Origin of the sequence: Romboutsia sedimentorum (genome assembly GCF_030131845.1) — a bacterium.
GTDB lineage: Bacteria > Bacillota > Clostridia > Peptostreptococcales > Peptostreptococcaceae > Romboutsia_D > Romboutsia_D sedimentorum.
Genome location: NZ_JASKYM010000004.1, coordinates 119943 through 146342, shown reverse-complemented (window position 1 = coordinate 146342; position 26400 = coordinate 119943). Strand labels below are relative to the sequence as shown.

The 26400-nt window shown below is 28.5% G+C and carries 20 protein-coding genes; 17 read left to right on the top strand and 3 right to left on the bottom strand.

The annotated features are described in order from the left end of the window. Positions 1–79: 79 nt before the first annotated feature. The 12 genes from hpdB to QOZ84_RS10045 all read left to right on the top strand — a co-directional run bounded on the left by hpdB (position 80) and on the right by QOZ84_RS10045 (position 18492). Complete coding sequence (gene hpdB, locus QOZ84_RS10100; RefSeq protein ID WP_284132839.1) at positions 80–2773, top strand: 4-hydroxyphenylacetate decarboxylase large subunit; 2694 nt, start codon at positions 80–82, stop codon at positions 2771–2773. A gap of 32 nt (positions 2774–2805) precedes the next feature. After that, positions 2806–3066, top strand: coding sequence for a 4-hydroxyphenylacetate decarboxylase small subunit (hpdC, locus tag QOZ84_RS10095; RefSeq protein WP_284132838.1), 261 nt, complete (start codon positions 2806–2808; stop codon positions 3064–3066). Positions 3067–3075: 9 nt separating this feature from the next. After that, positions 3076–4014: a 4-hydroxyphenylacetate decarboxylase activase gene (gene hpdA, locus QOZ84_RS10090; RefSeq protein ID WP_284132837.1), complete on the top strand. Its 939-nt coding sequence runs from the start codon at positions 3076–3078 to the stop codon at positions 4012–4014. A gap of 56 nt (positions 4015–4070) precedes the next feature. After that, positions 4071–4754 (top strand): Crp/Fnr family transcriptional regulator, encoded by a 684-nt coding sequence (locus tag QOZ84_RS10085; RefSeq protein WP_284132836.1) that lies wholly within the window; start codon positions 4071–4073, stop codon positions 4752–4754. Positions 4755–4902: 148 nt separating this feature from the next. Then, positions 4903–7665: a calcium-translocating P-type ATPase, PMCA-type gene (locus tag QOZ84_RS10080; protein WP_284132835.1), complete on the top strand. Its 2763-nt coding sequence runs from the start codon at positions 4903–4905 to the stop codon at positions 7663–7665. Between the two features lie 299 nt (positions 7666–7964). Beyond that, positions 7965–8240: a CD3324 family protein gene (locus QOZ84_RS10075; protein WP_284132834.1), complete on the top strand. Its 276-nt coding sequence runs from the start codon at positions 7965–7967 to the stop codon at positions 8238–8240. 152 nt (positions 8241–8392) lie between these two features. Continuing rightward, entirely contained in the window at positions 8393–9940 is a 1548-nt protein-coding gene (locus QOZ84_RS10070) for an ABC-F family ATP-binding cassette domain-containing protein (RefSeq protein WP_284132833.1), read from the top strand. A 242-nt stretch (positions 9941–10182) separates the two neighbouring features. Continuing rightward, positions 10183–12747: an ABC transporter permease gene (locus tag QOZ84_RS10065; protein ID WP_284132832.1), complete on the top strand. Its 2565-nt coding sequence runs from the start codon at positions 10183–10185 to the stop codon at positions 12745–12747. 240 nt (positions 12748–12987) lie between these two features. Further along, positions 12988–13698: a LytR/AlgR family response regulator transcription factor gene (locus QOZ84_RS10060; RefSeq protein ID WP_284132831.1), complete on the top strand. Its 711-nt coding sequence runs from the start codon at positions 12988–12990 to the stop codon at positions 13696–13698. Further along, positions 13692–15026 (top strand): ATP-binding protein, encoded by a 1335-nt coding sequence (locus tag QOZ84_RS10055; protein ID WP_284132830.1) that lies wholly within the window; start codon positions 13692–13694, stop codon positions 15024–15026. Before QOZ84_RS10060 ends, QOZ84_RS10055 begins: the two co-directional genes overlap by 7 nt. A 181-nt stretch (positions 15027–15207) precedes the next feature. Next, positions 15208–17775: an ABC transporter permease gene (locus QOZ84_RS10050; protein WP_284132829.1), complete on the top strand. Its 2568-nt coding sequence runs from the start codon at positions 15208–15210 to the stop codon at positions 17773–17775. Positions 17776–17820: 45 nt separating this feature from the next. Then, positions 17821–18492, top strand: coding sequence for an ABC transporter ATP-binding protein (locus tag QOZ84_RS10045; RefSeq protein WP_284132828.1), 672 nt, complete (start codon positions 17821–17823; stop codon positions 18490–18492). Positions 18493–18567: 75 nt separating this feature from the next. Here the strand turns inward: QOZ84_RS10045 and QOZ84_RS10040 are convergent, their stop codons facing one another. Further along, a complete protein-coding gene (locus QOZ84_RS10040) occupies positions 18568–19422 on the bottom strand; it encodes a patatin-like phospholipase family protein (protein ID WP_284132827.1) in 855 nt (284 codons plus the stop codon). A 354-nt stretch (positions 19423–19776) separates the two neighbouring features. Between QOZ84_RS10040 and QOZ84_RS10035 the strand changes: the two genes are divergently transcribed. The 4 genes from QOZ84_RS10035 to QOZ84_RS10020 all read left to right on the top strand — a co-directional run bounded on the left by QOZ84_RS10035 (position 19777) and on the right by QOZ84_RS10020 (position 22882). Then, the gene (locus QOZ84_RS10035; RefSeq protein WP_284132826.1) at positions 19777–20274 is read left to right on the top strand and encodes a CarD family transcriptional regulator; all 498 of its coding nucleotides are present in this window, start codon (positions 19777–19779) and stop codon (positions 20272–20274) included. A 216-nt stretch (positions 20275–20490) separates the two neighbouring features. Then, positions 20491–20928: an MgtC/SapB family protein gene (locus QOZ84_RS10030; protein WP_284132825.1), complete on the top strand. Its 438-nt coding sequence runs from the start codon at positions 20491–20493 to the stop codon at positions 20926–20928. A 43-nt stretch (positions 20929–20971) separates the two neighbouring features. Beyond that, complete coding sequence (locus QOZ84_RS10025) at positions 20972–21970, top strand: DUF4003 family protein (protein WP_284132824.1); 999 nt, start codon at positions 20972–20974, stop codon at positions 21968–21970. Positions 21971–22153: 183 nt separating this feature from the next. Then, entirely contained in the window at positions 22154–22882 is a 729-nt protein-coding gene (locus tag QOZ84_RS10020) for a lactate racemase domain-containing protein (protein WP_284132823.1), read from the top strand. Between the two features lie 116 nt (positions 22883–22998). On the opposite strand, the gene QOZ84_RS10015 is transcribed toward QOZ84_RS10020, so the two are convergent. Next, on the bottom strand, positions 22999–23505 hold the full coding sequence (locus QOZ84_RS10015) for a flavin reductase family protein (RefSeq protein ID WP_284132822.1): 507 nt from the start codon (positions 23503–23505) through the stop codon (positions 22999–23001). Positions 23506–23548: 43 nt separating this feature from the next. Next, complete coding sequence (locus tag QOZ84_RS10010) at positions 23549–24712, bottom strand: MFS transporter (RefSeq protein WP_284132821.1); 1164 nt, start codon at positions 24710–24712, stop codon at positions 23549–23551. Positions 24713–24986: 274 nt separating this feature from the next. On the opposite strand from QOZ84_RS10010, the gene QOZ84_RS10005 reads away from it, so the two are divergent. Further along, positions 24987–26345, top strand: a complete 1359-nt coding sequence (locus QOZ84_RS10005) for a methyl-accepting chemotaxis protein (protein WP_284132820.1) — start codon at positions 24987–24989, stop codon at positions 26343–26345. Positions 26346–26400: the final 55 nt, after the last annotated feature.

Below are 26400 nucleotides of genomic sequence, written 5' to 3'. Positions count from 1 at the left end.
AAAATACATATTATAATATATTTAGATGAAAGAAATATTAATGTACCAACACATTATATAAGGGGAGAGGGTATTTTAAATGAATTCAAATGGAACTAAACTTGAAGATGTCTTAAAAATGCATGGTATTGAAATGTCAGATGTAGTTGATGCTAATGAGTATGAAATTCCAGAGGCAAAAGATAGCACTAAAAGGCTTATGGAAATCTACTATAACTTAAAAGTTACTGCTGATATGGAAGCTCCATATTGGTATAACAGAACTTGGTGGGAAAATGATGGGGATGTAACTATAGTAAGAAGAGCAAAAGCTATGGCTTCGTGCTTATCTCACATTACACCTACTATCCTACCTTATGAAAAACTTGTTATGAACAAGACAAAAAATGTTAGAGGGGCATTCCCATTTCCTTGGGTTTGTGCAAGTTTCTTTAATGCTCAAGCAGAAGCTTTAATGAATGAAGTTGATGCTCCTTGTGAGAGTGAAGCTGATTCAGTTAGTGTAGTTGGTGCTGGGGGCGGTAATGTTACACAAAGTTACGGGGATGTTATAAGTCTTGCTAAGAAATTTGGTATGAGAAAAGAAGAAATTCCGGTTTTAGTTAAAACATCTAAGCCTTGGGATGGAATTTCAATTGAAGATTTAAGTGATAAGTATGCAAAATATACTCCAGGATATGACCAAGAACAACGTATTATGGATTCTGTAATTTCTATGTTTGACTCTTGGGCAATTCCTCAAGGGCGTGAAGTAATAAACTATTACATGCCTTTAGAGTATGGTTTTGATAGAATTATAGAATTATGCGATGAAAAAATTGCTGAGTTTATGGGTGAAGCAGGCGATGATGGAATACTTGGTATGAGTAGGGGTTATTATTATATAGCAATGAAAGAAATCACTAAAGGGTTAAGTACTTGGTGTGAGAACTATTCAAAACAAGCAAAATATTTAGCTTCAATTGAGACAGATAAAGAATTAAAAGCTAATTATGAAAAAATTGAAGAAGTTATGGGAAATATTGCTCACAAGAAGCCTGCAAACTTCTGGGAAGCAATTCAAATGACAATTTGTTGTCACTTAGGTGTTGTTAATGAAGATCCACAGTCTGGTATGTCAATTGGTAGACTTGGTCAAGTATTACAACCATTTTATGAAAAAGATATCGAAGATGGTTTAATGACAGAGGAAGATGTAATTGAACTTCTTGAATTACATAGAATTAAAATTACTTGTATAGAATGTTTTGCATCAGCTGGAGTATCTGGGGGAGTTCTTTCTGGTAATACATTTAACAACCTTTCTTTAGGTGGACAAAATTATGATGGTCTATCAGCTGTTACTGATTTAGAATACTTAATTATTGAAGCAGGTATGAGAAATCAAACTCCTCAACCTACACTAAGTATATTATATGATGAAAAAACACCTGAAGACTTCCTTATGAAAGCTGCTTCTTGTACAAAACTTGGACTTGGATATCCTGCATGGATGAACAATCAAACAGGTATGAACTTTATGCTAAGACATTACGGTCCAGAGGGTATGGATATTATTGATGCAAGGGCATGGTGCCTTGGAGGATGTCTTGAATCTTCACCAGGATGTTTTATGCCGCTTAATTACAATGGGAAGGTAACAATGATTCCAGGTGGTGCATCACCTACATGTGGTACAGGTGTTCACTTTGTTGCACTACCTAAAATACTTGAACTTGTTTTATCAAATGGACTAGATAAGAGAACTGGAAAACAAATATATCCACCTCATAATAGGAAACTTGATTCTTACGAAACAATGATAAATCAGTGGGAAAAATATATAGAACTTACTACAGATGTTCTTAACAAGGTTAATAATATTCAAATGGACCTTTGGAGAAAGAAGAATATGCCAGTTGTAAATTCACTTCTTAAACCAGATTGCTTCACAAAAGGTAGAGACCTTGGTGTTATGGGAGCAAGATATAACGCAACTATTAACTTTGAATCTTGTGGTACAATTACATTTGTAAATTCACTAGCTTCAATTAAGAAAAATGTATTTGATGATAAGAAGTTTACAATTGAAGAGATGGCAGATGCAATGATTAATAATTTTGGATTTGAGACTGCATACCAAACTGGAGTATTCTCACCGGATTCAAGAGTTAGCACTGAAAATAGTGAAAAATACGAAGAAATATTCGCAGCATGCATAAATGCACCAAAGTATGGAAATGCAGATATGTATGTAGATAGTATTTTAAGAGATTATCAATATTATATGCATGATATGACTAGCAAGTTTAAATCATATTATGGTAAGCCTGAATATTTATGTCAAATATCAGTTTCAACACATGGTCCTCAAGGATTTATAACATTAGCTTCAGCTGATGGAAGACTTGCAGGTACAACTTACTCAGATGGATCTTTATCTGCAGAATCTGGAACTGACAAGAATGGTATTTATGCTATATTTGAATCTGCAACTGTTTATGATCATTCAATGCATCAAAATTCACAAATGAACTTAAAACTTCATCCAACAGCAGTAAAAGGTTTAAATGGAACAAGAAAACTTCTTGATATTGTGCGTGCTTATATGAGAAAAGGTGGATTCCACGTTCAGTTTAACGTTGTAAATTCAGAAGTTCTAAGAGATGCTCAGGCAAAACCAGATAACTATAGAGACCTTATGGTTCGTGTTGCTGGGTTTACACAATATTGGTGTGAAATTGGTAAACCTATCCAAGATGAAGTTATATATAGAACGGAATATGAAGTATAGAGCATAATTAAAAAATGAATGGGGGTAACTATATGAGACATTACGATTGTAAAAATTATATAAATTTAGATTGTGAAAAAGGACTATGTGCGCTATGTAAGGCAGTTGTACCTATTAGTGGACAAAACAGTGAAGCGTGTGCTAATTTTAAGGCTGCTGATAAATGTGGTAACTGTAAAAACTTTTCTAATCCAGATAATCATGGAATTGGAACATGCACAGGTTTGGAAAAAGAGAACTGGTCATATTCTACTATGAATGCCTGCACATGTTCAGGTTATGAAGCAAGATAGGATAATATTATGAATGAAAAAGGCTTAATATTTGATATACAGAGTTTTTCTGTACATGATGGACCAGGATGCAGAACAAACATATTTTTTACAGGCTGTCCACTAAAGTGCAAATGGTGTGCTAATCCAGAAAGTTGGATTAAGAAAAAACATCTTATGCTCTCAGAAAATTTATGTAAATATGATAAGGGTTGTAGAGCGTGTAAAAATATATGTCCTTATGGCTCAATTAAATTTGATGAAAATAAAAAGCCAAGTATAACAAGAGATATATGTAAGAGGTGTGAGACTTTTGAGTGTGTTAGCATATGTCCAAATAATTCACTAAAACAGTGTGTTAAGGAATATAGTGTTGATGAAATTATAAAAATTCTAAGACGTGATTTTAATAACTGGGGTCCTGAGGGTGGAGTAACATTCTCAGGAGGAGAGCCTTTGATGCATCATGAGTTTTTAATTGAAGTTTTAAAAAAATGTCACAAGTGGCAGATTCATAATGCAATTGAAACTAGTGCATATGCAAAATCAGAAATTTTCCTTGAAGTATTTAAATACATTCAATTTGCATTTATTGATGTTAAGAATATGGATAATGAAAAACATAAAGATGGAACTGGAGTTTATAATGATTTGATACTTTCAAATATTGAATTACTTAAAAAATCTGGTTGGCAGGGAAGACTTGTTCTAAGACAGCCAACTATAGGTGGATATAATGATAGTGATGAAAATGCATACAAATTAATTGAATTTATGAAAAAAAACTCACTATATGAAATCAACCTTTTGAAGTTCCATAGGCTAGGTGAGACAAAATGGAATCAGTTAGGAAAAGTATATGAGTACCATGATTGTGGTGATGTGACACATGAAAAAATGCAACATCTTCAAAAGCTTTATTTAGACAATAATATAGCTTGCTATATAGGTGATAATACTCCTTTCTAATTACTAGCTTTCAGTTTATAATAGAAATATATATTATAAAAAAGGATGATTTGCATATGGACATAAATGAAATAAAGGACATTCTTATATATGACTATATAAAGGATTACTTAAATGAAATATCTATCTTAAATGTAAAAAAGGGGCAATACATAACTCGTTCTAGTGAAAAACTTGAAGAGATCTTTTATGTAGTGGATGGAAATGCTAAAGTAGAATGCATAACTAAATCTGGGAAGAGTTTTTTAGTAGATGAACTTTGTGAAAATGAGTTTGTAGGTAAAATTAGTTATATGTATGAGCAAAATCTATTTTGTGATATTGTTGCTACAAGTGATTCTACAATACTAAGGATAAGTAAAAGTACTTTTAAGAAATTGGAAAAGAATCCAGAGTTTTTGAAACTGTTTTTATTCAAAACTAGTAAGAGAATATATTATATGTACAAGAAATTAATGATGAAGGATTTGTTTAGACTTGAAGAAACATTTGCTTTTCATATCTTAGAAAACTCTGAAAACGATGTTTTCAAATTTGTAAGTATGTATAATCTTTGCAAAGTAATGTCTGTTAGCAGAAAGCAGCTATATAATGTGATAAATAGCTTTATAGAAAAGGATTATATAAAAAAAGACAAAACATCACTTATTATTTTAAATAGAGATTGTTTATATGAAATCTCTATGGGTGTAAGAGAAATTAATGAAGTAAATGATTGTGATTTTAAATTTGATATATAAATTACTATTTATAAAAGCACTGAATTTGAAGGCCTAGGCTATCAAATCAGTGCTTTTTTATAATTATAATAAATTTGTAATATATACAAGCATAAAAACATATAGATATATATAAGTTTTAAAGCAAATTTACGAAGGGGATGAGTGTGTGGGGTATTACAGTAAATCTACTAATGAAACCTTAAAATATCTAAAAGTAAATCCTGAAGTTGGATTAAGTACTAGTGATGTAGAAAAAAGAAGACAAGAACATGGTTACAATGAATTTGAAATCAAGAAAGGAAAACCGTTAATAGAATCAATAAGTGACAGTGTTATGGAACCTATGATATTAATTTTATTAGGTGCAGCAGTAATAAGTGCATTTGTAGGTGAAGTTCATGACGCTTTTGGAATTTTAGGAGCGGTAATTTTAGGACTATCTATAGGTGCTGCAACAGAAAGCAAATCTAAAAAAGCAGCCCAGGCTTTATCAAAATTAACCGACAATATAGAAGTAAAAGTATTGAGAAATGGAAAAATACATCAAATATCCAAAAGAGATTTAGTACCTGGCGATATTGTTTATATAGAAAGTGGTAATATGATACCTTCAGATGGTAGACTTATTCAGTCTATTAACTTGAAGCTAAGAGAGGACATGCTTACAGGTGAATCTGCGGATGTTTTAAAAAATGCAGACAAGGTAATAAAACAAGAACATATACCAGCAGAACAAATTAATATGGTATTTGGAGGAACTCTTGTAGCTTACGGAAGAGGAATTATGGTTGTAACAAGCACTGGAGATAAAACAGAAATGGGGCAAATAGCACAACATATAGGAGACAATGATATTCAAACTCCTCTTCAATTAAAGCTTGGTAAATTAGGAGCAAAGATAGCTATTATTTCAGGAATTATAGCATTTTTACTTTGTGTGCATATGATTTTAAAAATGAATTTAAATGGAACTATAAAGTTAAATACTTCAGGGATAATACCATTTTTAAAATCACTAGAACCAGCAAAAGATGCGTATATGGTTTGTATAGCGTTAATTGTAGCAACTGTACCAGAAGGTTTGCCAACTATGGTAAACATAACATTAGCTATAACTATGCAAAAGATGGCTAAGATAAACGCTTTAGTAACTAAAAAAGAAGCTTGCGAAACTATAGGGTGCGTATCAGTAATTTGTTCTGATAAAACTGGAACATTAACTCAAAATAAAATGATGGTAGAAGTTGCTTATATAGATGGAGAATATGTTGATAGTAGTAAGTATAATAGCAGTAGTTACTTTGAAGAAAACTGTATAGTCAACTCAACAGCTGATATTGAAAAAGAGGACAAAGACTATAAATACATAGGTAGTGCAACTGAATGTGCATTGCTTTTATATCATAGAAATAGAGATTATAACAAATTTAGAAAAGAAATTAACTTAGTATCACAAGTTCCTTTTAGCTCAGACAAAAAGAGAATGTCATCTTTGATAGATACACAGGAAAATGGAGTATTTTTAAGTAAAGGAGCTCCAGAAGTTTTACTAGAAAAATGTGTATATATGCAAAAGGGTAAAACTGTAGTACCTATGACACCTCAGATTAAAAGAGAAATACTTAGTGAAATTAGAAAGCTTCAAGTTAAGTCTATGAGAACTTTAGGATTTGCTTATAAAAAAATAGATAAATCATCAATGCAAGTTGCGGCAACTTATGAAGGAGAGCTTTCTAGTAGTTTTAATTTAGACACTTATGAAAGATGTAAAGATTTAGTATTTTCGGGGTTTGTTGGTATAGTAGACCCTCTAAGAGAAGGTGTAAAAGAATCTATCCAAGTAGCTTACGATGCAGGTGTAAAAGTTAAGATGCTTACAGGAGACAATATAAACACAGCAAAGGCTATAGGAGAAGAAATAGGTCTTTTAGATGATGGTAAAAAAGCAGTAGAAGCAACTTATATAGATTTATTATCAGATGAAGAATTAAGAAAAGAAATAAATGATATCTCTATTGTAGCAAGATCTAAACCAGATACGAAAATGAGGATAGTACAAGCACTTCAAGCTAACTCAGAGGTGGTAGCAGTTACTGGAGATGGTATAAATGATGCCCCAGCTTTAAGTAAAGCAGATGTTGGAATTTCAATGGGAATATCAGGAACTGAGGTTTCAAAAAATGCATCAGATATAATACTTACAGATGATAGTTTTAGTACTATAGTTGATGGTATAAAGTGGGGAAGGGGTATATATGAGAACTTTCAACGATTTATACAATTTCAACTTACTGTTAATATAGTAGCTTTTATGATAGCTGTAATGTCTCAAGTTATGGGTAGGGAGATGCCATTTACTACAATACAACTATTATGGGTAAATATAATAATGGATGGACCACCTGCATTAGCTTTAGGCTTAGAACCTGTTAGAGATTATGTTCTTAAAAGAAAGCCGATTAAAAGAAAAGCAGGTATTATAGCAAGAAGTATGTTAGTAAATATAATTATAAATGCAGTGCTTATAATATCAATAGTAAATCTTCAGTCATTTTTTAATGTGTTAGACGCTACTTCAAAAGAACAAGGAACTGTAGTATTTTCAGTTTTCGCTTTTAGTGCATTGTTCAATGCTTTGAGTTGTAGGGAGTTTGGACTTAATAGTATAATACCAAATTTCTTTAAGAATAAACTAGCTTTATATATAATTTTTATAACTGGTATAGTACAAGTTTTATTCACACAAGTTTTTAAAAGCTTCTTTAACTCAGTAGCTTTAAGTGGATTTATGTGGATGAAGATAATACTACTTTCATCAATGGTACTTATTTTAAATGAAACGCTTAAATTTATTATTAGAATAATGAAAATAAATAAGATTGAAATAGTAAGTGAAATAATTAGTTATAAAGGATACAAGGAGATATAAAAACTACGTATTCAAAGGTCAAGTTTAATACAGAATTATTTATGACCTTTGAATACTACAACTATAGATGATATAATTTATGTGATATATTCTATATAATAATATAAATTATTAAAATAAGGGGTGTTATTTATGCAAAACAAACCAGTACTAGTTATTGCTCCAGGCTCTAAGCAAAGACTGTAATACACATACAGAACTAAACTTTGTTTGGAGCCAAAACTAAACTTTGGTTAAGTAGTTTTGTGCAGTCTTTGCTTCATTATTTACGAACAAAAAAGTAGATAGGAGCGAGAGTCATGAAATATGAAAAAGCACAAAATATATTACCACAAGATGTTGTTGAATTAATTCAAGAATATATAGATGGTGGATATTTATATATACCTAGAAAGTCTAGTAATAAAAAATCTTGGGGCGAGGATAGTGGAACTAAGCACGATTTAAAGAAAAGAAATGTAGAGATTTTTAACAAATATAAAAACGGGATATCTGTTAAAGAACTTACTAATTACTACTACCTTACTGAAAACAGTATTAGAAGAATTATTAGACAAGAAAAACAAATAGTATAAACAAAGGGCCTTAGATAATTATAATTATTTAAGGCACTTTGTTTATATTAGTTAAAATCCACATTACTACAGAAACATTTGTAAACTTGGTTATTGTATTTTAAAATGCTATGATTTTAATATGAAATTAAAGCAAGAAAAGAGGAATTAAAATGAGCATTTTAACAGTTGAAAATATGAGCCACGGGTTTGGAGATAGAGATATATTTAAAAATATATCATTTAGATTATTAAAAGGAGAACATGTAGGACTTGTGGGAGCAAATGGTGAAGGTAAATCAACTTTTATGAATTTAATCACCGATAAAATAATACCTGACAGTGGAAATATAAATTGGAACAGTAAAATAAGTGTTGGATATTTAGACCAACACACCAATCTTAAAGAAGGAAAGTCTATAAGAGATACTTTAAAAGAAGCATTTAAGAGTCTATTTGATATGGAAAGTGAACTTAATAACATATATAATCAAATGTCTTCAATGGATATAGAAGAAATTACAAAAGCCGTTGAAAAAACTACTGACTTACAAGAAATTTTAATTAATAATGAATTTTATAGTATAGATTCAAAAGTAGAATCAGTAGCACTTGGTTTAGGTCTTAGAGATATTGGCTTAGACAAAGATGTTTCAAAATTAAGTGGAGGTCAAAGAACCAAAGTATTATTAGCAAAACTACTTTTAGAGACGCCAGATGTATTACTGTTAGATGAGCCTACTAACTATTTAGATGAAGAACATATACAATGGTTAAAAAAATATTTACAAACTTATGAAGAAGCATTTATATTAATATCTCATGATTTAGATTTTCTAAATAGTGTTGTAGATATAGTATGCCATCTTGAAAATAAATCACTAACTAGATATGTCGGTAATTATGAAAATTTCACAAAGATATATGAAGCCAACAAGCTTCAATTAAGAGCGGATTACAATAGTCAGCAAGCAGAAATTTCTAAGTTAGAACATTATATTGCAAAAAATAAATCGAGAGCATCAACAAGTGGTATGGCAAAATCTAGACAGAAAAAACTAGATAAAATTGATAGAATAGAAATAGCAAAACATAAGCCAAAACCAAAATTTAAATTTATGGAATCTAAACAATCAGGCAGGGTTATATTTGAGACAAAAGATTTAATTATAGGATATGATAAGCCGTTAACTAAACCTATTAATATAAAAATGGAAAAGGGAGCAAAGATAGCTATAATTGGTTCAAATGGAATAGGAAAGACGACACTTTTAAAAAGCTTAATAGGAATTAATAAACCTATAAGTGGAACTATAAAACTTGGAGAACATCAAGATATTCAATATTTTGAACAAGAAATAAAAATAGAAAATGATAATACTGCTTTAGAAGAAATATGGAACGAATTTTATAAATGCAATAGATACGAAATCAGAAGCATGCTAGCTAGATGTGGGCTAACTAACGAGCATATAGATAGCAAAATAAGTATGTTAAGTGGTGGAGAACAATCAAAGATTAGGTTATGCAAGGTTATAAATAGACCTAGTAACATATTAATTTTAGATGAGCCAACAAACCACTTAGATATAGATGCGAAAAGTGAACTAAAAAAAGCATTAAAAGAATATAGGGGAAGTTTGATTTTAGTATGTCATGAGCGTGATTTTTACAAAGATATTGTAAGTGATATATTAAACTGTGAAAACTTTAAAATATAAAAATTAAGTATTGTTGATGGGATTTCAGAAAATTCCTAAGAACTGTTTTAGATATAGATAAAAATTTAATACGATTATTAATTCAATAAACTCTTGAGTTTGATTTAGTATGCTAGTTGTCGGTAAAAACATACTAGTTGTCTGACTTATATTGAACAAAAACTTTTAAAATGCTACCTTTTATTTAAACAAGGTAGTATTTTTTTATACAATGACTTAATACAAGAGAGGGCGGTAAAGTTTTGATTACATTTAAACTAGCAATATCATATATGAAAAAACAAAAAGGAAAAACAATAGCACTATTATCATGTATAGTTCTTGCTGTTATGCTTACTTTTTCCATGATTGTGATTAGGGATTCTGGATACGATTCTCAAATAAAAGAGGCTAAGGATTTACATGGTGACTATCACGTACGGTTTGATGGGCTTGAGAAGGACAAAGTACAAGACCTTACAAATGAAAAAGATATATCAAAGTCAAATACTTCAAAAGAACTATGTGAAATAGTGGATAAAAAAAGTGGTGTTAAGCTTGATTTAAATTCATTTGACAAAGGCTTCATAAGTTCTTTGGGATATAAGCTAGATGGAAGAGAACCTATAAAAGACGGAGAAATAATAATAGAAAAAGAAGCTGCAAGTCATATGGGAATATCTAAGCCATTAAATAAAAGCATAGACTTAATGCTTTTAAATAATTATCTTGATGACAATGGAATTAACCAGATAGACAGTGCTAATAAAACATTAAAAATCGTTGGTATGATAGAAAAGCCAGATAAATATTATGATACATCTAGTTATAGTTGTACACTTCGAGCTTTTGTGCATAAGGACTCTAAGCTACCAATAAAAGTAAAAGATACATATACTGGAACAATATATCTTAAGTCAGAGAAAAATGTATCTCAATTTATAACCAAAATGACAAAAAAGCTAGATACTAATATCTTTGAGCTGCATGAAAATGCTGAGGTTGATTTAGCGAAGAGTCACAAAGAAATTTCAAAATACAGCAAAGAAAATATTATAAATTCAGTACTTTTAGTCGTTATATCAACTATTGTAATATACAACATATTCAATATTATTTTTCAGGATATGACTAGTCAAATAGGTCTTATTAAGTCTATTGGGATGTCAAACAAAAAAGTAAAGAAAATGTTTATTAATATGAGCTTTATTTATATAATTTTAGGAACGCTAATAGGGATAGTATTTGGAATGATTTTTTCATATTTTGGTTTAAGGGTAGTGTATGGATACAGTTCTATGCTAACAATACAAATATCTAGTATAATATGTTCTTTTGCAGTTTCAATCATCTCAGTATCTCTTTCTAGTTTTGTAGTAATTAAAAAATCTATGAAAATGTCTATAGTTGAGGCTATAAGGGCAAGTGATAAGTATGAGAAAAAATCAAAGAACAATAAAAAGAGAGATGAAAAGAGTAAAAATTTACTTATAAGTATAGCAACTAGAAATCTATGGAGAAATAAACCTAGAACAATATTGACAATATTAGCAATTACTTTTGTTGGAACAATGTTTATATTAAATCTAGGTGCTAAAAGTTTGTTAAAAAAGAATATGGCAGAAGGAATAATGGGTGGTTCATGGTCGATGTCATATGGAAGTGTAGATAAAACTGTTGAGGGCGATGCCGAAAGCTCAGAATGTTTATTTTATAAATTAGATAATAATTTAATAAAAAAAGTGAATGATATGAAAGGCGTAAGGTATGTAGAACCACATTTTAATAATTTTTGGGGCCATATTTTACTTTCTAAAGATAAGTTGTCAAAAGCTTATCAAGACGAATTAGATAGAAAAAATGATTCTTATCAAGTGGAACATAACAATGAATATCCACTTTTAATAAGAGGATATAGCGACGATATGTTAAAGCAAAGGCAAGGATTTATTGAAAAAGGAGAAAATATACTAAGCCCTACATCTGGTGAGTACAAGAAAGTAATCTTAGTTAACAATACAAATTCGCAAGTTACACATTCTTTTGACGCAAAGGTAATTGATGATGTAAAAATAGGAGATATTATAGAAATAAAACTCCCTGTATATAGAGATAGCGTTGAAAAATATGAAAACTTCAAGGTAGAGGTTGGAGCTATAATGAAAGAATCATATGCAGCAGGTCAGGATGGGAATACACAAGCTCAAGGATCTCAAATAATATTTAGAGAAAATGATTATAAAGAATTAACAGGTCAAAAAGAGTACAATAAGCTTTTCGTCATGGCTGAAAAAGGACAGTTATATTCTGTAGAAAAAAGATTAAAAGAATTAACTAAAAATTATGGATCTACAGTAATCAATGGAAAAGGAGAAGAACTAAAATTTATGGGAGCGCAACAAAGTTCAGAAGAAAAGCTTTCTGTAATATATCAAACTCTGACTATATTAATACTTTCGGTGAATATAATTTTCATTATGAGAAGTAATATTATTGCAAGAAGAAAAGAGTTGTCAACTTTAAGAGCAATTGGAATGAATAAGAAAAATATAAAAAAAATACTTATTATTGAAAGTCAACTATATGGAATTATAGCTTCTATAATCGGATCTGTAATCGCAACAATTAATCACAATTATCATATAGCTAAAATGAACGAAAAATTTCTAGCAGGCGGATATACTAGGATAGCAAAATATGATATTCCTTGGACTCAAATACTTATACTATTTGCAATTTTTATTGTTATGGGATTTATATCTGTATATGTATCTAAAGATAAAATTGAAGGTACATCGATAATAGGGGTGATTTCAGAAAATTACTAATACATTTTGGACAACAACTAAAAATTAATCTAATATCAGTATATGATAAAGAGATAGCAGTTAAGCTATCTCTTATTTATGTGTAAAATATAATATGGCAGTAATAAGTATTTATTTTGAAGTATATTCTTTTTTTTATGAAACTCACTTAAATTCAAATATGGTATAATAATATTTGAATTTATCAATAAAATAAATTTTAATAGGGCATAAGGAAAGACACTACATAAGGGGGGGATTATGATTAAAATAGCAATTTGTGAGGATGAAAAAGAGCAACAAGAGTTGTTAAAAGATTACATTGAGCAGATATTTAAAGGGATATCTGTTGAATATAGTTTATATATATTTAACTCAGGGGAAGAATTATTTGAAAATTATCCTAAAGATATTGATATATTTTTATTAGATATACAATTAAATGAAATTAACGGAATGGATACCGCTAGAAAGATTAGGCTTTTAGATAATAAAGTAGAAATTATTTTTATTACATCATTAATAGAGTATGCACTAGAAGGTTATGAAGTAAGAGCTTACAGATTTTTAATAAAACCAGTAAAATATGATGATTTAAAAGAAAACATTATCAACTGCATAAAAGAAGTAGATATAAAAAATAAATATATTATTGTAAAAGCACAAGGCAATCAAATTAAGTTAGATATAAATGAAATAACTTACATAGAAGTACAAAAAGAAAACATAACGATACATACTTTAAATCAGATTTATGAAATAAAAGGGACTATGAATAATATTGAAAAAGATATAAACTGTAGTAGATTTTGTAGATGCCATAAGAGTTTTTTAGTTAACCTAGAACATGTAAAGAGTATAAAACAGTATGTTGTAATACTTGAAAACAGTGAGGAAGTACCTGTTAGTAGGTATAGATTTAAGGAAACAAAAGAGAAGTTTTTTGATTTGATAGAGGAAAAATTATGTTAATTGATATCTATTATTTAGTTGTTTTAAATATGGCAATATTTATAGGTTTATTTTTTATGTTAATGAATAGAACCGATTATGTTTATGAATATAAATTTGAGGTCAAGTATGTACTGACGAGTATAGCCTTAATTTTTATAATTACAAGAGGTATACTTTTTGGAACAATGTCGTTAGAAGGAATACTACGAATGTTTTTGGCAATATATTTAATTTGTAAAACTTTTTATAAAATTAATACAAGAAAATCTATTATTATTTCATGCATATATAGTTTGATTTATATTTTTGTAGAGAGTAGTATTTTTTGGTTTTTACAAGTTTCACTTAACAAATTAGATTATTTGATTGAAATAAATCTTATAATTAATTTTATTATTTTTTTTGCAAGTATATCTTTTTTTTATATGCTTCAAAACATTTATAAAAGCAAGAAATATTATTTATATATAATATCAACTACTATAATTAATTTATTAACAATAGCACTTATAAATAAATCACATACAGACTTAGGTAATTTATATGATAAGTCACTTAAAAATAATGTTCATTTTTATGATGTTTCAGACATGCTTATATTTTCAGCTACTATTAAAGAGACATTTCCTTATCTTTTATTTATAGTAAATGTAATATTAATATCTGTATTTACTAATTCTATAAAACTAGAAAAAGATAAAGCTAAAGCAGAATTTGTAAATGAAAAGTTAGACATGCAATATAAATACTATTTAATGGTAAAAGAATCACAAGAAAAAATGAAACAAGTATATCATGATATGAATAATCATATGAGTAATATAAAATCTTTAAAAAATAGTAGTGAAGATGTAGATAAATACATCGACAATATAGAAGATGAAATAAAAAGTACTAAAAATATTTATAATACAGGAAATGTATTATTAGATATTATCTTTCATGAAAAAAGTAAAGCCTGTATGGAAAATAATATAGATTTTAAAATAGGAATAGATTTTAGTAAATGTGAATTCGTAGAGATGATTGACATAAGTAGTATATTTTCAAATTTAATTGATAATGCAATAGAAGCTTGCAATAAAATAGATGATAGTAATATAGAAAAATATATAGCTTTAAAAAGTACTTTTATAAAAGGACACTATGTTATTATATGTGAAAATAGTAAAAATAATAAAATAGTATTAAAAAATAATAAAATTTTTACTTCTAAAAAAGATAAATTCTTTCATGGTATAGGTATTGAAAGTATAAAATCTTCAATAAAAAAATACGATGGAGAATTAAAAATTAAGGATAGTAAGCATAAATTTATATCTACTATTTATATACCAGTTGAATAAAAAATTAATATAAATATTTATTTACTAAACATACAAGCGTGCTTTAGTATGCTAGTTGTCGGTGAAAAATTACCACTTGTCGGACTTATATTGAACAAAAAATTTACAAATGTTACCTTTTATATAAAGAAGGTGGCATTTTTTTATACAATTATTTAATAAAAGAGAGGGCGGTAAAGTTTTGACTACATTTAAACTAGCAAGATCGTATATGAAAAAACAAAAGGGAAAAACAATAGCACTATTGTCATGTATTGTACTTTCGGTGATGCTTATTTTTTCTATGATTGTGATTAGGGATTCGGGATATGATTGCCAAATAAAAGAGGCGAAGGATTTACATGGTGACTATCACGTAGAATTTTTTGGGCTTGATAAGAGCCAAGTAGAAAAATTTACAAATGAAAAAGATATATCAAAATCAAACACTTCAAAAGAACTATGCAACATAGTCGATAAAAAAAGTGGAGTTAAGCTTGATTTAAGTTCATTTGACAAAGGTTTTATAAGTTCTGTTGGATATAAGATAGAGGGAAGTGAACCAATAAAAGACGGAGAAATAGTAATAGAAAAAGAAGCTGCAAGCAAGATGGGAATATCTTACCCATTAAATAAAAACATAGATTCAATGCTTTTAAATAAGTATATTGATGGCAATGGAATTAACCATATAGACAGTGCAAATAAAAAATTCAAAATAGTTGGACTTATAGAAAAACCAGATAAATATTATGAAACATCTAGTTATGGTGCTACATTTCGAGCTTTTGTGCATAAAGACTCTAAGTTACCAATAAAAGTAAATGATACATATACTGGGACAATATATCTTAAGTCAGAGAAAAATGTATCTCAATTTATAACGAAGATGATAAAAAAATTAGATACTAACTTATCTAAGGTACATGAAAATGCTGAAGTTGATTTAGCGAAATATCACAAACAAATTTCAAAATATAGCAGAGAAAATATTGAAAATTCAGTGCTTCTAGTAGTTGTATCAACTATCGTAATATACAATATTTTCAATATTATTTTTCAGGATATGACTAGACAAATAGGTCTTATGAGATGTATTGGTATGTCAAACAAAAAAGTAAAAAGAATGCTTATTACTATGAGTTTTATTTATATAATTTTAGGAACGCTAATAGGGATAGTATTTGGAATAATTTTTTCATATGTTGGGTTAAGAGTTGTGTATGGATACAGTTCTATGCTAACAATACAAATACCTAGTATAATATGCTCTTTTGCAGTTTCAATTATATCAGTATCTCTTTCTAGTTTTATAGTAATTATAAAATCTATGAAAATATCTATAATAGAGGCTACAAGGGCAAGTGAGAAGTATGAAAAAAAATCAAAGAAAAATAATAAAAAGAAAGACGAGAAAAGTAAAAATTTACTTAGAAGTATAGCGACTAGAAACCTATGGAGAAATAAGCCTAGAACAATATTGACAATATTAGCAATCACTTTTGTTGGAACAATGTTTATATTAAATCTAGGTGTTAAAAGCTTTGTAAAAAAGAATATGGCAGAAGGAATAACAGGTGGTTCATGGTCGATGTCATATGGAAGTGTAGATAAAACTGTTGAGGGTAGCTCTGGAAGCTCAGAATCTTTATTTTATAAAATAGATAATAATTTGATACAAAAAGTGAAGGATACAAAAGGGGTAAGGTATGTAGAACCACATTTTCATAATTATCAAGGTCAAATTTTACTTTCTAAAGATAAGTTGTCAAAAGCTTATCAAGATGAATTAGGCAGAGTAAATGATTCTTATCAAGAGAAACATAACAATGAATATCCACTTTTAATAAGAGGATATAGTGACGATATGTTAAAGAAAAGACAAGGATTTATTGAAAAAGGGGAAAATATCCTAAAGCCTACATCTGGTGAACACAAGAAAGTAATTTTAGTTAACAATACAAATTCACAAGTTACACATTCTTTTGATGCAAAGGTAATTGATGATGTGAAAATAGGAGATATTATAGATATAAAAATTCCTGTATATATAGATGGTATTGAAAAATACGAAAACTTTAAGGTTGAGGTTGGAGCTATAATGAAAGCATCATATGCAGCAGGTCAGGATGGTAATACACAAGCTCAAGGAGCTCAAGCAATATTTAGGGAAGATGACTATAAAGCACTAACAGGGCAGAAAGAATACAATAAGCTTTTTGTGACGGCTGAAAAAGGACAGGTATATCCTGTAGAAAAAAGATTAAAAAAATTAACTAAAAATTATAGTTCTACAGTGATCAATGGAAAAGGAGAAGAACTAAAGTTTATAGGAGCACAACAAAGTTCAGAAGAAAAGCTTTCTGTAATATATCAGACTTTGACCCTATTAATACTTGCAGTTAATATAATTTTCATTATGAGAAGTAATATTATTACAAGAAGAAAAGAGTTATCAACTTTAAGAGCAATTGGAATGAATACGAAGAGCATTAAAAAAATCCTACTTATTGAAAGTGAACTATATGTAATGGTAGCTTCTGTAATAGGAGCTGTGGTTGCAACAGTTAATCACAATTATCATATAGCTAAAATGAACGAAGAACTGCTAGTAGGCGGATATACTAGGACAGCACAATACGAGATTCCTTGGACTCAAATACTTATATTATTTACTGTTTTTGGTATTATGGGATTTGTTGCAGTATATTTATCTAAAGACAAGATAGAAGGAGCGGCAATAACAGAGGGAATTTCAGAAAATTACTAAGAACTTTAAAACAACAACTAAAAATCAATTTTGGGGGAGACTAATATGAAAAAATTAAAAGTATCAAATTTAAAAAAAGTATATGGAAAACAAGAAAATAAAGTACACGCAATAGATGGAATAAATTTAGAAATAGAACCAAATAAATTTACTGCTATAATAGGTCCAAGTGGTTCGGGAAAAAGTACATTACTTCACTGTATGGCAGGGCTAGATAAGCCAACCTCTGGAAATGTTTATCTTAATGATATAGATATATACACTATGAACGATGACAAATTATCAAAGATAAGAAGAGAAGAGTTTGGATTTATATTTCAAAGTTACAATCTAATACCAGTTATAAATGTATATGACAATATAGTACTTCCAGTATCTGTAGACGGAAAAAAAGAAGACAAAGATTACATAAATACTTTAATTGAGAAACTTGGCATTTCAAGCCAAATCAATAAATTTCCTAATGAACTTTCAGGAGGGCAACAACAAAGGGTGGCAATAGCTCGTGCACTTGCAAATAAGCCATCAGTGATATTTGCAGATGAACCTACTGGAAACTTAGATTCAAAGACTACAGATGAAGTAATGAAAATATTAGAATTTTGTGTTAAGGAATTTAAACAAACTTTAGTTATGATAACTCATAATTATGAGATTGCAAAAAAAGCTGATAGAATTATAACTATAGCTGACGGAAAAATAGTTGAATCTAAATAGATAACTTAAGTAAAAGCTAATAAGTCGCATATTTATGCGGCTTATTTTATTATAAATTAAATTTGAGTAATAATATTAAATTGGTTTATCTATAAAATCTAAAATTTTACTAAATGAATTCTTTGCATCATTGTAGCCTTGTTCATATAATGCAGTAAGCTTATCTACATTTTTTTCAACTTGACTAACCTTAACAGGACTATTAGGTCTAATAACAAGTGCATCACCACTTTGAGACAAATTGTTTATGATTTCAAGACTTTTGTTATAGTTAACATGTCTATTTTCAATAGCTGTAATAAGTTTAGGGTATTTTTTATATTTCCTTTTTATAACAGATGTGAATTTATTTTTACTTTTTAAATATGTACTATCTCTAGTTAACACAACTATATTTTTCTTATATCCTTGATTTAGGGCATATTGTATAGGAATTGAATCAGAAACTCCGCCATCAACTAGTTTGTAATTATCTACTTCTACTATATTTGCAAACATAGGTATAGAACAAGATGCTTGTATATAAATAATTTCTTTCTTTAAATCTGTTAACTCAAAATATTCTGGTTTACCTGTTTCACAGTTTGTAGAAACTGCTATAAATTTTGTATTAGATTTATTAAAAGTATCATAGTCATAAATATTTAGTTCATTAGGTATTGTGTTAAACATAAAATCCATACCAAATATTGAGCCTGTTTTAATTAAGTTATTAAAGCTTAAATAATTTTTATCATATAAATAATCTACAGTAGCATTAAATGCTCTTTTGTATTGTTTTGATAAGTAAGAACAAGCATGGCAACTTCCAGCGGAAACTCCAATTACTATATCTACTTCTACATTTTTTTCTATTAAAAAATCTAATACTCCAGCAGTATATATTCCTCTCATACCGCCACCTTCTAATATTAATCCTATCTTATTCATAACTATCCTTTCTATGCTTTAGGTTGATATATAAATTAAACTAATTATATAGTTTTAAAAATATTATAGTTCAAGGTATTTATATTGTCTAGTTATGAAAAGTTATATTTAACAAAAATAAAGTATATAAGAGTTAAGTAGAAAAGCTAATTTAACTCTTATATAGGTTATGAAATATAAATTTTTTATCACACTTATAACTACTATAATAGCTGTGTTAAACTAAAAATAAAAGTTTTCCTTAGACTAAAACTCTTAAATGTGTTAAAATAGATATATAACGAGTAGTTTTGATAACGTAAGCCCAGTTGTCAAAAGCTACTTTTTTATTTTATTAAGGATGGTGAGGCTTTAGTGTTTAAAGTTGATGATTATATAATGTATGGTATGACAGGGGTATGCAAAGTTTTAGATATAACGAGCGAAAAATTTGCAAAAGGTGAGCAAAGAAAATATTACGTATTAAGTCCTATTTATTATAATAATGTAATGATAAAAATTCCTGTAGATAATAAGAAAATTCCAATGAGAAGAATAATATCTGAAGATAATGTGAGCTCATTAATAAATGATATGCCTAAGATGGAAAAATTATGGATAGATGATGAAAAGAAAAGAAACGAGCAATTTAAAAAAATGCTTAAAGGCGGTCAATGTGAAGATCTAGTTAAATTAGTAAGAAGTCTATATTCTAATAAAGAATATATAAAATCAATAAATAAAAAATCACGTCAGGCAGATGATGATATTATGAAAGAAGCAGAAAGATTATTAAATGAAGAACTTTCAATTATTCTAAATATTTCTCCTGATGAAGTAAGTTCATATATATCAAATCAAATAGCTCAATAACGTATAAGTTCAATTCTAGAACATATTTTAAATATCTAATATATTTAAAACCAAAGTAGATAAGTTTATTAAGTGTATATACAATTAGTTAGAAAATAACAAAATCGGATTAAAGAGCTCTCAATATATGAGGGCTTTTTGTGATACAATAAAATGAAGAGTAGTTATATTTTGTAAAATTTATATTGAAAAATAGAAAGAAGGGATGATTTAATAGTGATATTACTTGAGCATTTAATTAAATTAGTTCTTGCATCTTTTATAGGTTTTTTAGTTGGATTAGAAAGAAGTTCAAGAAAGGGCAGTCCAATCGGAGTTGGGACAACATCTAATCTTACAACAGGGGTTTGTTTATTGACCATCATATCTGCAAATTGCTTACCAGGATCAGATCCATCACGTCTTATAGCAAACATAATCACAGCTATAGGATTTTTATGTGGGGGTGTAATTTTCACAAAACCAACGGATGATGATACAAATGATCAAGACGTTGTGGGATTAACAACTGGGGCTACACTGTTTAGCCTTGCTGGGATAGGAATTGCAATCGGATTAGGTTACTATTGGTTAGCTATAATTACCACTGTAATAATAGAGCTAAATATATTAGCATCACGACTTATTAAAAGAGTTCGTAAAAGGGAAGAATAGTTTATACTTATTAGCACAAATTTAAGAAAGTGGGGAGTTTTTTATGCAAGAATACATATTAAGAAATAAACTAAATTTATTTATGAAAAATTATCAAAAAACAAAAGAGATAAAAGGTTCATGGCAAATGGGAATGATGCAATATAGTTGTGTTTTATCATCTACCATAAAAAATCAAAATATAACGCCGATAAAAGTAGAAGAAAGTATAGATATAATAAAAAAGAATACTGGTATGTTTTCAAATTTTAGAGGGCATAGCTTATTTTATTTATCAAACCTATTATCAACTAAACCAGACATAGAAAATTCATTTAAATCAATATTAAGTATATATGAAAAACTAAAAACAACTGGTTTTTTTAATGATGCATACTTACCATTTGTAGCAATCATAATATATGAAAATCAAGATAAAATGGATGCAGATACATCTATTGAGAAAACTAAATACGTTTATGACTTTATGAAAAAGCACCATCCATGGTTAACATCTAGCGACGATTATTGTAGAGCATCTCTTATAGCTATACACTCAAAAGAACTAGACAATGATTTAGAATACATAGAAGAAAGCTATAATGTACTTAGTTTAAAAGGGTTTTATAAATCTAACAATCTTCAATCCCTATCTCATATAATGGCACTAGATAATCATAAAAGTGAAAATAGTTTAAATAAGGTAGTAAGAATTAGACAATTGCTAGAGCAAAAAAATTGTAAAATAGATGGATATGGATACCCATTAATAGGTGCACTTTCATTACTTGAGTGTGATGAGGAGCAATTAGTACAGCAGATAAAAAGTGTGTCTGATGAGTTAAGGGAAGTAAAAGGATTTGGAAATTGGGCAGTAGGTAAGAGTAATAGAAATATGATAAGCGCAGCTATTGTAGCATCATCATATGCTGATTGCTTAAATCAAGGAAGTAATGTAGATGAAATAAGTAGCAATATATTTGTAGAAATAATAATAGCTATTGAAATTGCAACTATGGTAGCTATTATTGCTGCTACTAGTGCAAGTGCCGCTGCTAACTAATAAAATCTATGTGTAGGAGCATTTCTTTTTTTATAAATTAGGGCCATAATTTATAAAAAAAGAAATACAATATCAGTATGAAATAAATAGAGAGTATGGATTTTAATAGAATTTAAAAAATATATAGACTGTTGATAAAAATTCTGCTACTATTTAGATTAAACAGCTAAGAAGGGGACAAAAATGGGTAAGGATAATTATATAATACACACGTTAGTACCAAAGGATACTGCATATATAGTCGATGTAGAAAAAGAAGTAAAAACAATTTTAGGAAAACCATTAAGTACTAATACTCTTAAGAGTATGATAAATAAAGATGAAAAAATCGAAATAATAGTTAGCGACACAACTAGATCATGGATAAAAAGTGATAAATTTAGAATCCATTTTGTAGGTGGAGAATTTGAAAAAGATTGGTTAAAAGGATATAACTATATAAGGAGTATTTATAGTGAGTCTATACAAAGTGAGGAGGATATTATAATAGCCCCAGCAGGAGGATATCCAAAGGATATAAATTTATATCAAACTATAAAAACTATGGATGATGCTCTATATGGGGGAAAAGAAAATGAAGTATTAATATTACTTAGTGAATGCTTAGATGGGTTAAGTGGTGGTGAATTTTTAGATTGGTTTAAATATAGAACCTTGGAAGGCATGGAAAATGCACTTAAGGATAACTTTACAGTTTCAGGGTATGCAGCGTATAAAACAGTTTATACTGCTAAATATAGGAAGGTAGTGCTAATATCTTCTTTGGATGATGAATTGGTTGGAAATTTTAATATGATACCATGTCATGATTTAGATGGGGCTATTAGAATAGCTTATAATCTATGTAATTATGAAGAATCTAAGATTACATTAATGCCTTACGGAGAAAATACTTTGCCAATTTCATTATAAAATAGATAATACTATAAAATTGATTATTGATACTTTAAGATACTTTCAATAAATTTTATAGTATTATCAATGCTATTTAAAAAAAATATTACACTTAATTTACTCACATTGAACACTTAAGATTTTATATATGCTTTTACTATCTCTGCGTAGTACAATGTATGATAGTCCCCATTGCTATATGACTTATCTTTGATTTCTTGGCATACTGCATTTTCATCCATTGGTTGTTTGTAAAGTATTTTACACTCTATATGGAGATCACACTCATTAATAATAGGAGATTTAACAACTTCTCCTTCTTTTAATGTTATATTGCATTGTGCAAACTTATCTACGTCTTTGCCTGATTTAGTTCCACATATATCTAATTCTTTTTTTAGCTGGCCATTTAAAGGCAAGCTCACAGTAAAATCTTCAGCCTTTTCGATAAGCTCATAAGTATATCTTGAATATCTAACCATTGCAGTAAATGTTGGTTTATACCATATAAAACCTAGTGAACCCCAAGTAATTGTCATTGTGTTAACCGTATCTCCTGCTTTAACTGTTAAAAATGCTCCATTTTGAAGTTGATCTAAAAGTTCTTTTGAAATTTCTGTAAAATTTACTTCTTTATACATACTAATTTCTCCTTTTTAAATCTAAATTATGTTTATATTATGCCTACATTATATTAATGGTATTCATTTTAACAACATCTAAGTTACTTATCCATTTCAAAACTACAAAACTAAATAATGAAACTGCAATAGAGAAAATAAATATAGAATTTATTCCAAATAAATCTATCATTGCTCCATATAATAATTTCATAAGTGAATAAGAAACACCAATTGAGAATGTATAAACAGTCATAGACGTAGTATAAAGCTTCTTATCTACAACCTTGCCCATAAAGTCAAAGGCGCATATCGTCATAATAGAAATAGCAACACCATGCATAGATGTAACTAACATAAATATCCATGGATTAGACGTCAATCCATAAACTATCCATCTAAGTAAAAGAGCACAACTTGCAACTCCTATCATTTTAATCATTCCGTATTTTTCAACTAAAGCCTTACTCTTTACCATAAAGTAAAGTTCTGGAATTACCATAAACACAGTAAGTAGCCCAACTAATTCAGCTCCAGCTCCAAGGTTCATTAGATGTATTCCTTGATATGCCATCATAGCTTCTGTTAATGAGGCAATACATATTCCACAAAGTAGAAGTAGTATATAGGCTTTATTTTTAAATAATTTTGGCAAATCTTCTTTTAAGTTTATCTTTTCTTTATGTTCAATTTTACTTGTAGTGTCTAGCGTAGGAGTTATTATTAAACATCCTATCATACTAACCATAAAAACATAGAAGAACATAAGATCATTATTAGTCATTTTTATAAGTTGACCGCATAAGAATGAAGACGCAGCAAATGATATAGAGCCAATTACTCTAATCCCGCCGTAGTTTTTATTGTTTTCCCTACAATATGAAGTAGTTATAGAATCTGTTAAAGGTAATATAGAATTCCTACATATTTCAAGGAATGTAGCTACTACAAGTATTGCTATAAATGACTCAGTAACAGCGTAAAGCCCTGTAAATAAAAGAGATATTAATATATTTATCCAAAGAACGGATTTTTGTTTTTTTAATAAATCACTTATAAGTCCCCACACAGGAACAAAAATAATACCGATTATAGATGGTATTGATACCACCATACCCACTTGTGATGAACTAAACCCTAGGGTATTTTCTAAATATACTGGTAAAAAGGTGTTGTATGCCCCTAAACCAATAAATAGAGCTAAATATTTTGCATAAAATTTTGACATGATGACTTCCTCCTCGTATGAATATACCACAATATTGAAATTATGAAAATAGTAATAATTCATACTATACTTATCATTTTAAATAAGCTATATTTATACGTTTATATAGCTAGGTTTTTAGATATATAGTTTTAAATATAACAAACATGGGTATTAAGTTAATATAAGATATTGTCGATAAATATAAAATGGATGTATAAATTATAATATGTTAGTGAAAATGCTAATTTTAAGATGATTTTATATATTTAATATAAATTTTAGGGGGATAAAAATGTTTAAGAAAAAAACTAAAAAGATTGAGCAAACGTTTGATAAAATAGCCATACCTATAAAAGCTATGGTAAAAGGTGTTATTGATGTAGCTATTAGTATTAGTGAATTTTACGTTAAAATGAAATATCAGTCAAGTGCACTATTGTCTGAATCTGAGAATCTAAAAAAACATACAGACAACATTACTGATGTAATACATAGTGTAAATGAAAATATGAATGAAATATCAAATAACATAATAGAACATGTTTCTTCTATAGAAGAAATATCTATTCAAGCTAACTCATTATTAACTTTAAATAAAGAAAACAATAAATCTTTAGATAAAGTTAATTCTTTAAAAGGTGATATGCTAAATCAGTCTTTATCAATGGAAGATGATATAAATAACTTGTTAGAGCTTATAGCAAATATGAAAAGCACTATAGATGGGATTAATGAAATAGCTAAACAAACAAATATTTTAGCATTAAATGCAAGTATAGAGGCTGCAAGAGCTGGGGAGCATGGAAAGTCATTTGCTGTTGTAGCTGGGGAAGTTAGAAAGCTTGCTGATGTTACTCAACAACAACTTACTTTTATAGATAATTTGATGAATGATATTGAAGAGGCTTCAGCTAAGAGTAAGGATAGTATATCTCAGACTAAAACTGCTGTATTTAATATGAATGATTCTATTAGTGATATCTCTACATCTATTAAAGAAAGTGAAGAAAGCATAGAAGTAGTTTCAAGTAGCGTTATACATATAGCAGCTACATCACAGGGGGTAAGTGCCCTTATTGAATATATTAGTGAGGAAACTAATATATTGACTAATGACGCTAATACTATCAAAGCTATATCAAAAGAAGTACATAATCAAGCAATAGAAATTGGTAATATGGGAGAGTCTATATCTAGTATTGAAGACAATGTTTCAAATTTAGCAAAATTAAGTAACCTGATTTTCTATGATGAGAATTTCAAAATGGATAACAATACTTTTGTAAGTGTAATGGATAATGCAATTTCAGCTCATACAAAGTGGGTTAATACTCTTGAAACTATGGCAGAGCAAATGAATATACAACCTCTACAAACTGACGGTCACAAATGTGGATTTGGACATTTTTATGAATCAGTACAACCAAACCATAAAGCTATTAAAGATATATGGGATAATATAGATTCTATACATTTAGAATTACATAAAGTGGGGCATGTAGTAATTGATAAAATTAAATCTGGAAATAAAACTGAAGCTTTAAATAATACAAATAAAGCAAAAAATATATCAATACACATTATTAAGATGTTAAACGACATAAAAAAACAAACAAATATACTTACTAATAATGGAGAGCATGTATTTTAATAAAAGTACAAAGTAAATTTATCAAGTTTAAATACTAAAAATAGTATAGCTAAAT

Excerpts from the sequence above, each read along its gene's own strand:
- hpdB (WP_284132839.1), top strand. The coding sequence starts at position 80 with ATGAATTCAAATGGAACTAAACTTGAAGATGTCTTAAAAATGCATGGT.
- hpdC (WP_284132838.1), top strand. The coding sequence starts at position 2,806 with ATGAGACATTACGATTGTAAAAATTATATAAATTTAGATTGTGAAAAA.
- hpdA (WP_284132837.1), top strand. The coding sequence starts at position 3,076 with ATGAATGAAAAAGGCTTAATATTTGATATACAGAGTTTTTCTGTACAT.
- QOZ84_RS10085 (WP_284132836.1), top strand. The coding sequence starts at position 4,071 with ATGGACATAAATGAAATAAAGGACATTCTTATATATGACTATATAAAG.
- QOZ84_RS10075 (WP_284132834.1), top strand. The coding sequence starts at position 7,965 with ATGAAATATGAAAAAGCACAAAATATATTACCACAAGATGTTGTTGAA.
- QOZ84_RS10070 (WP_284132833.1), top strand. The coding sequence starts at position 8,393 with ATGAGCATTTTAACAGTTGAAAATATGAGCCACGGGTTTGGAGATAGA.
- QOZ84_RS10060 (WP_284132831.1), top strand. The coding sequence starts at position 12,988 with ATGATTAAAATAGCAATTTGTGAGGATGAAAAAGAGCAACAAGAGTTG.
- QOZ84_RS10055 (WP_284132830.1), top strand. The coding sequence starts at position 13,692 with ATGTTAATTGATATCTATTATTTAGTTGTTTTAAATATGGCAATATTT.
- QOZ84_RS10045 (WP_284132828.1), top strand. The coding sequence starts at position 17,821 with ATGAAAAAATTAAAAGTATCAAATTTAAAAAAAGTATATGGAAAACAA.
- QOZ84_RS10040 (WP_284132827.1), bottom strand. The coding sequence starts at position 19,422 with ATGAATAAGATAGGATTAATATTAGAAGGTGGCGGTATGAGAGGAATA.
- QOZ84_RS10025 (WP_284132824.1), top strand. The coding sequence starts at position 20,972 with ATGCAAGAATACATATTAAGAAATAAACTAAATTTATTTATGAAAAAT.
- QOZ84_RS10020 (WP_284132823.1), top strand. The coding sequence starts at position 22,154 with ATGGGTAAGGATAATTATATAATACACACGTTAGTACCAAAGGATACT.
- QOZ84_RS10015 (WP_284132822.1), bottom strand. The coding sequence starts at position 23,505 with ATGTATAAAGAAGTAAATTTTACAGAAATTTCAAAAGAACTTTTAGAT.
- QOZ84_RS10010 (WP_284132821.1), bottom strand. The coding sequence starts at position 24,712 with ATGTCAAAATTTTATGCAAAATATTTAGCTCTATTTATTGGTTTAGGG.
- QOZ84_RS10005 (WP_284132820.1), top strand. The coding sequence starts at position 24,987 with ATGTTTAAGAAAAAAACTAAAAAGATTGAGCAAACGTTTGATAAAATA.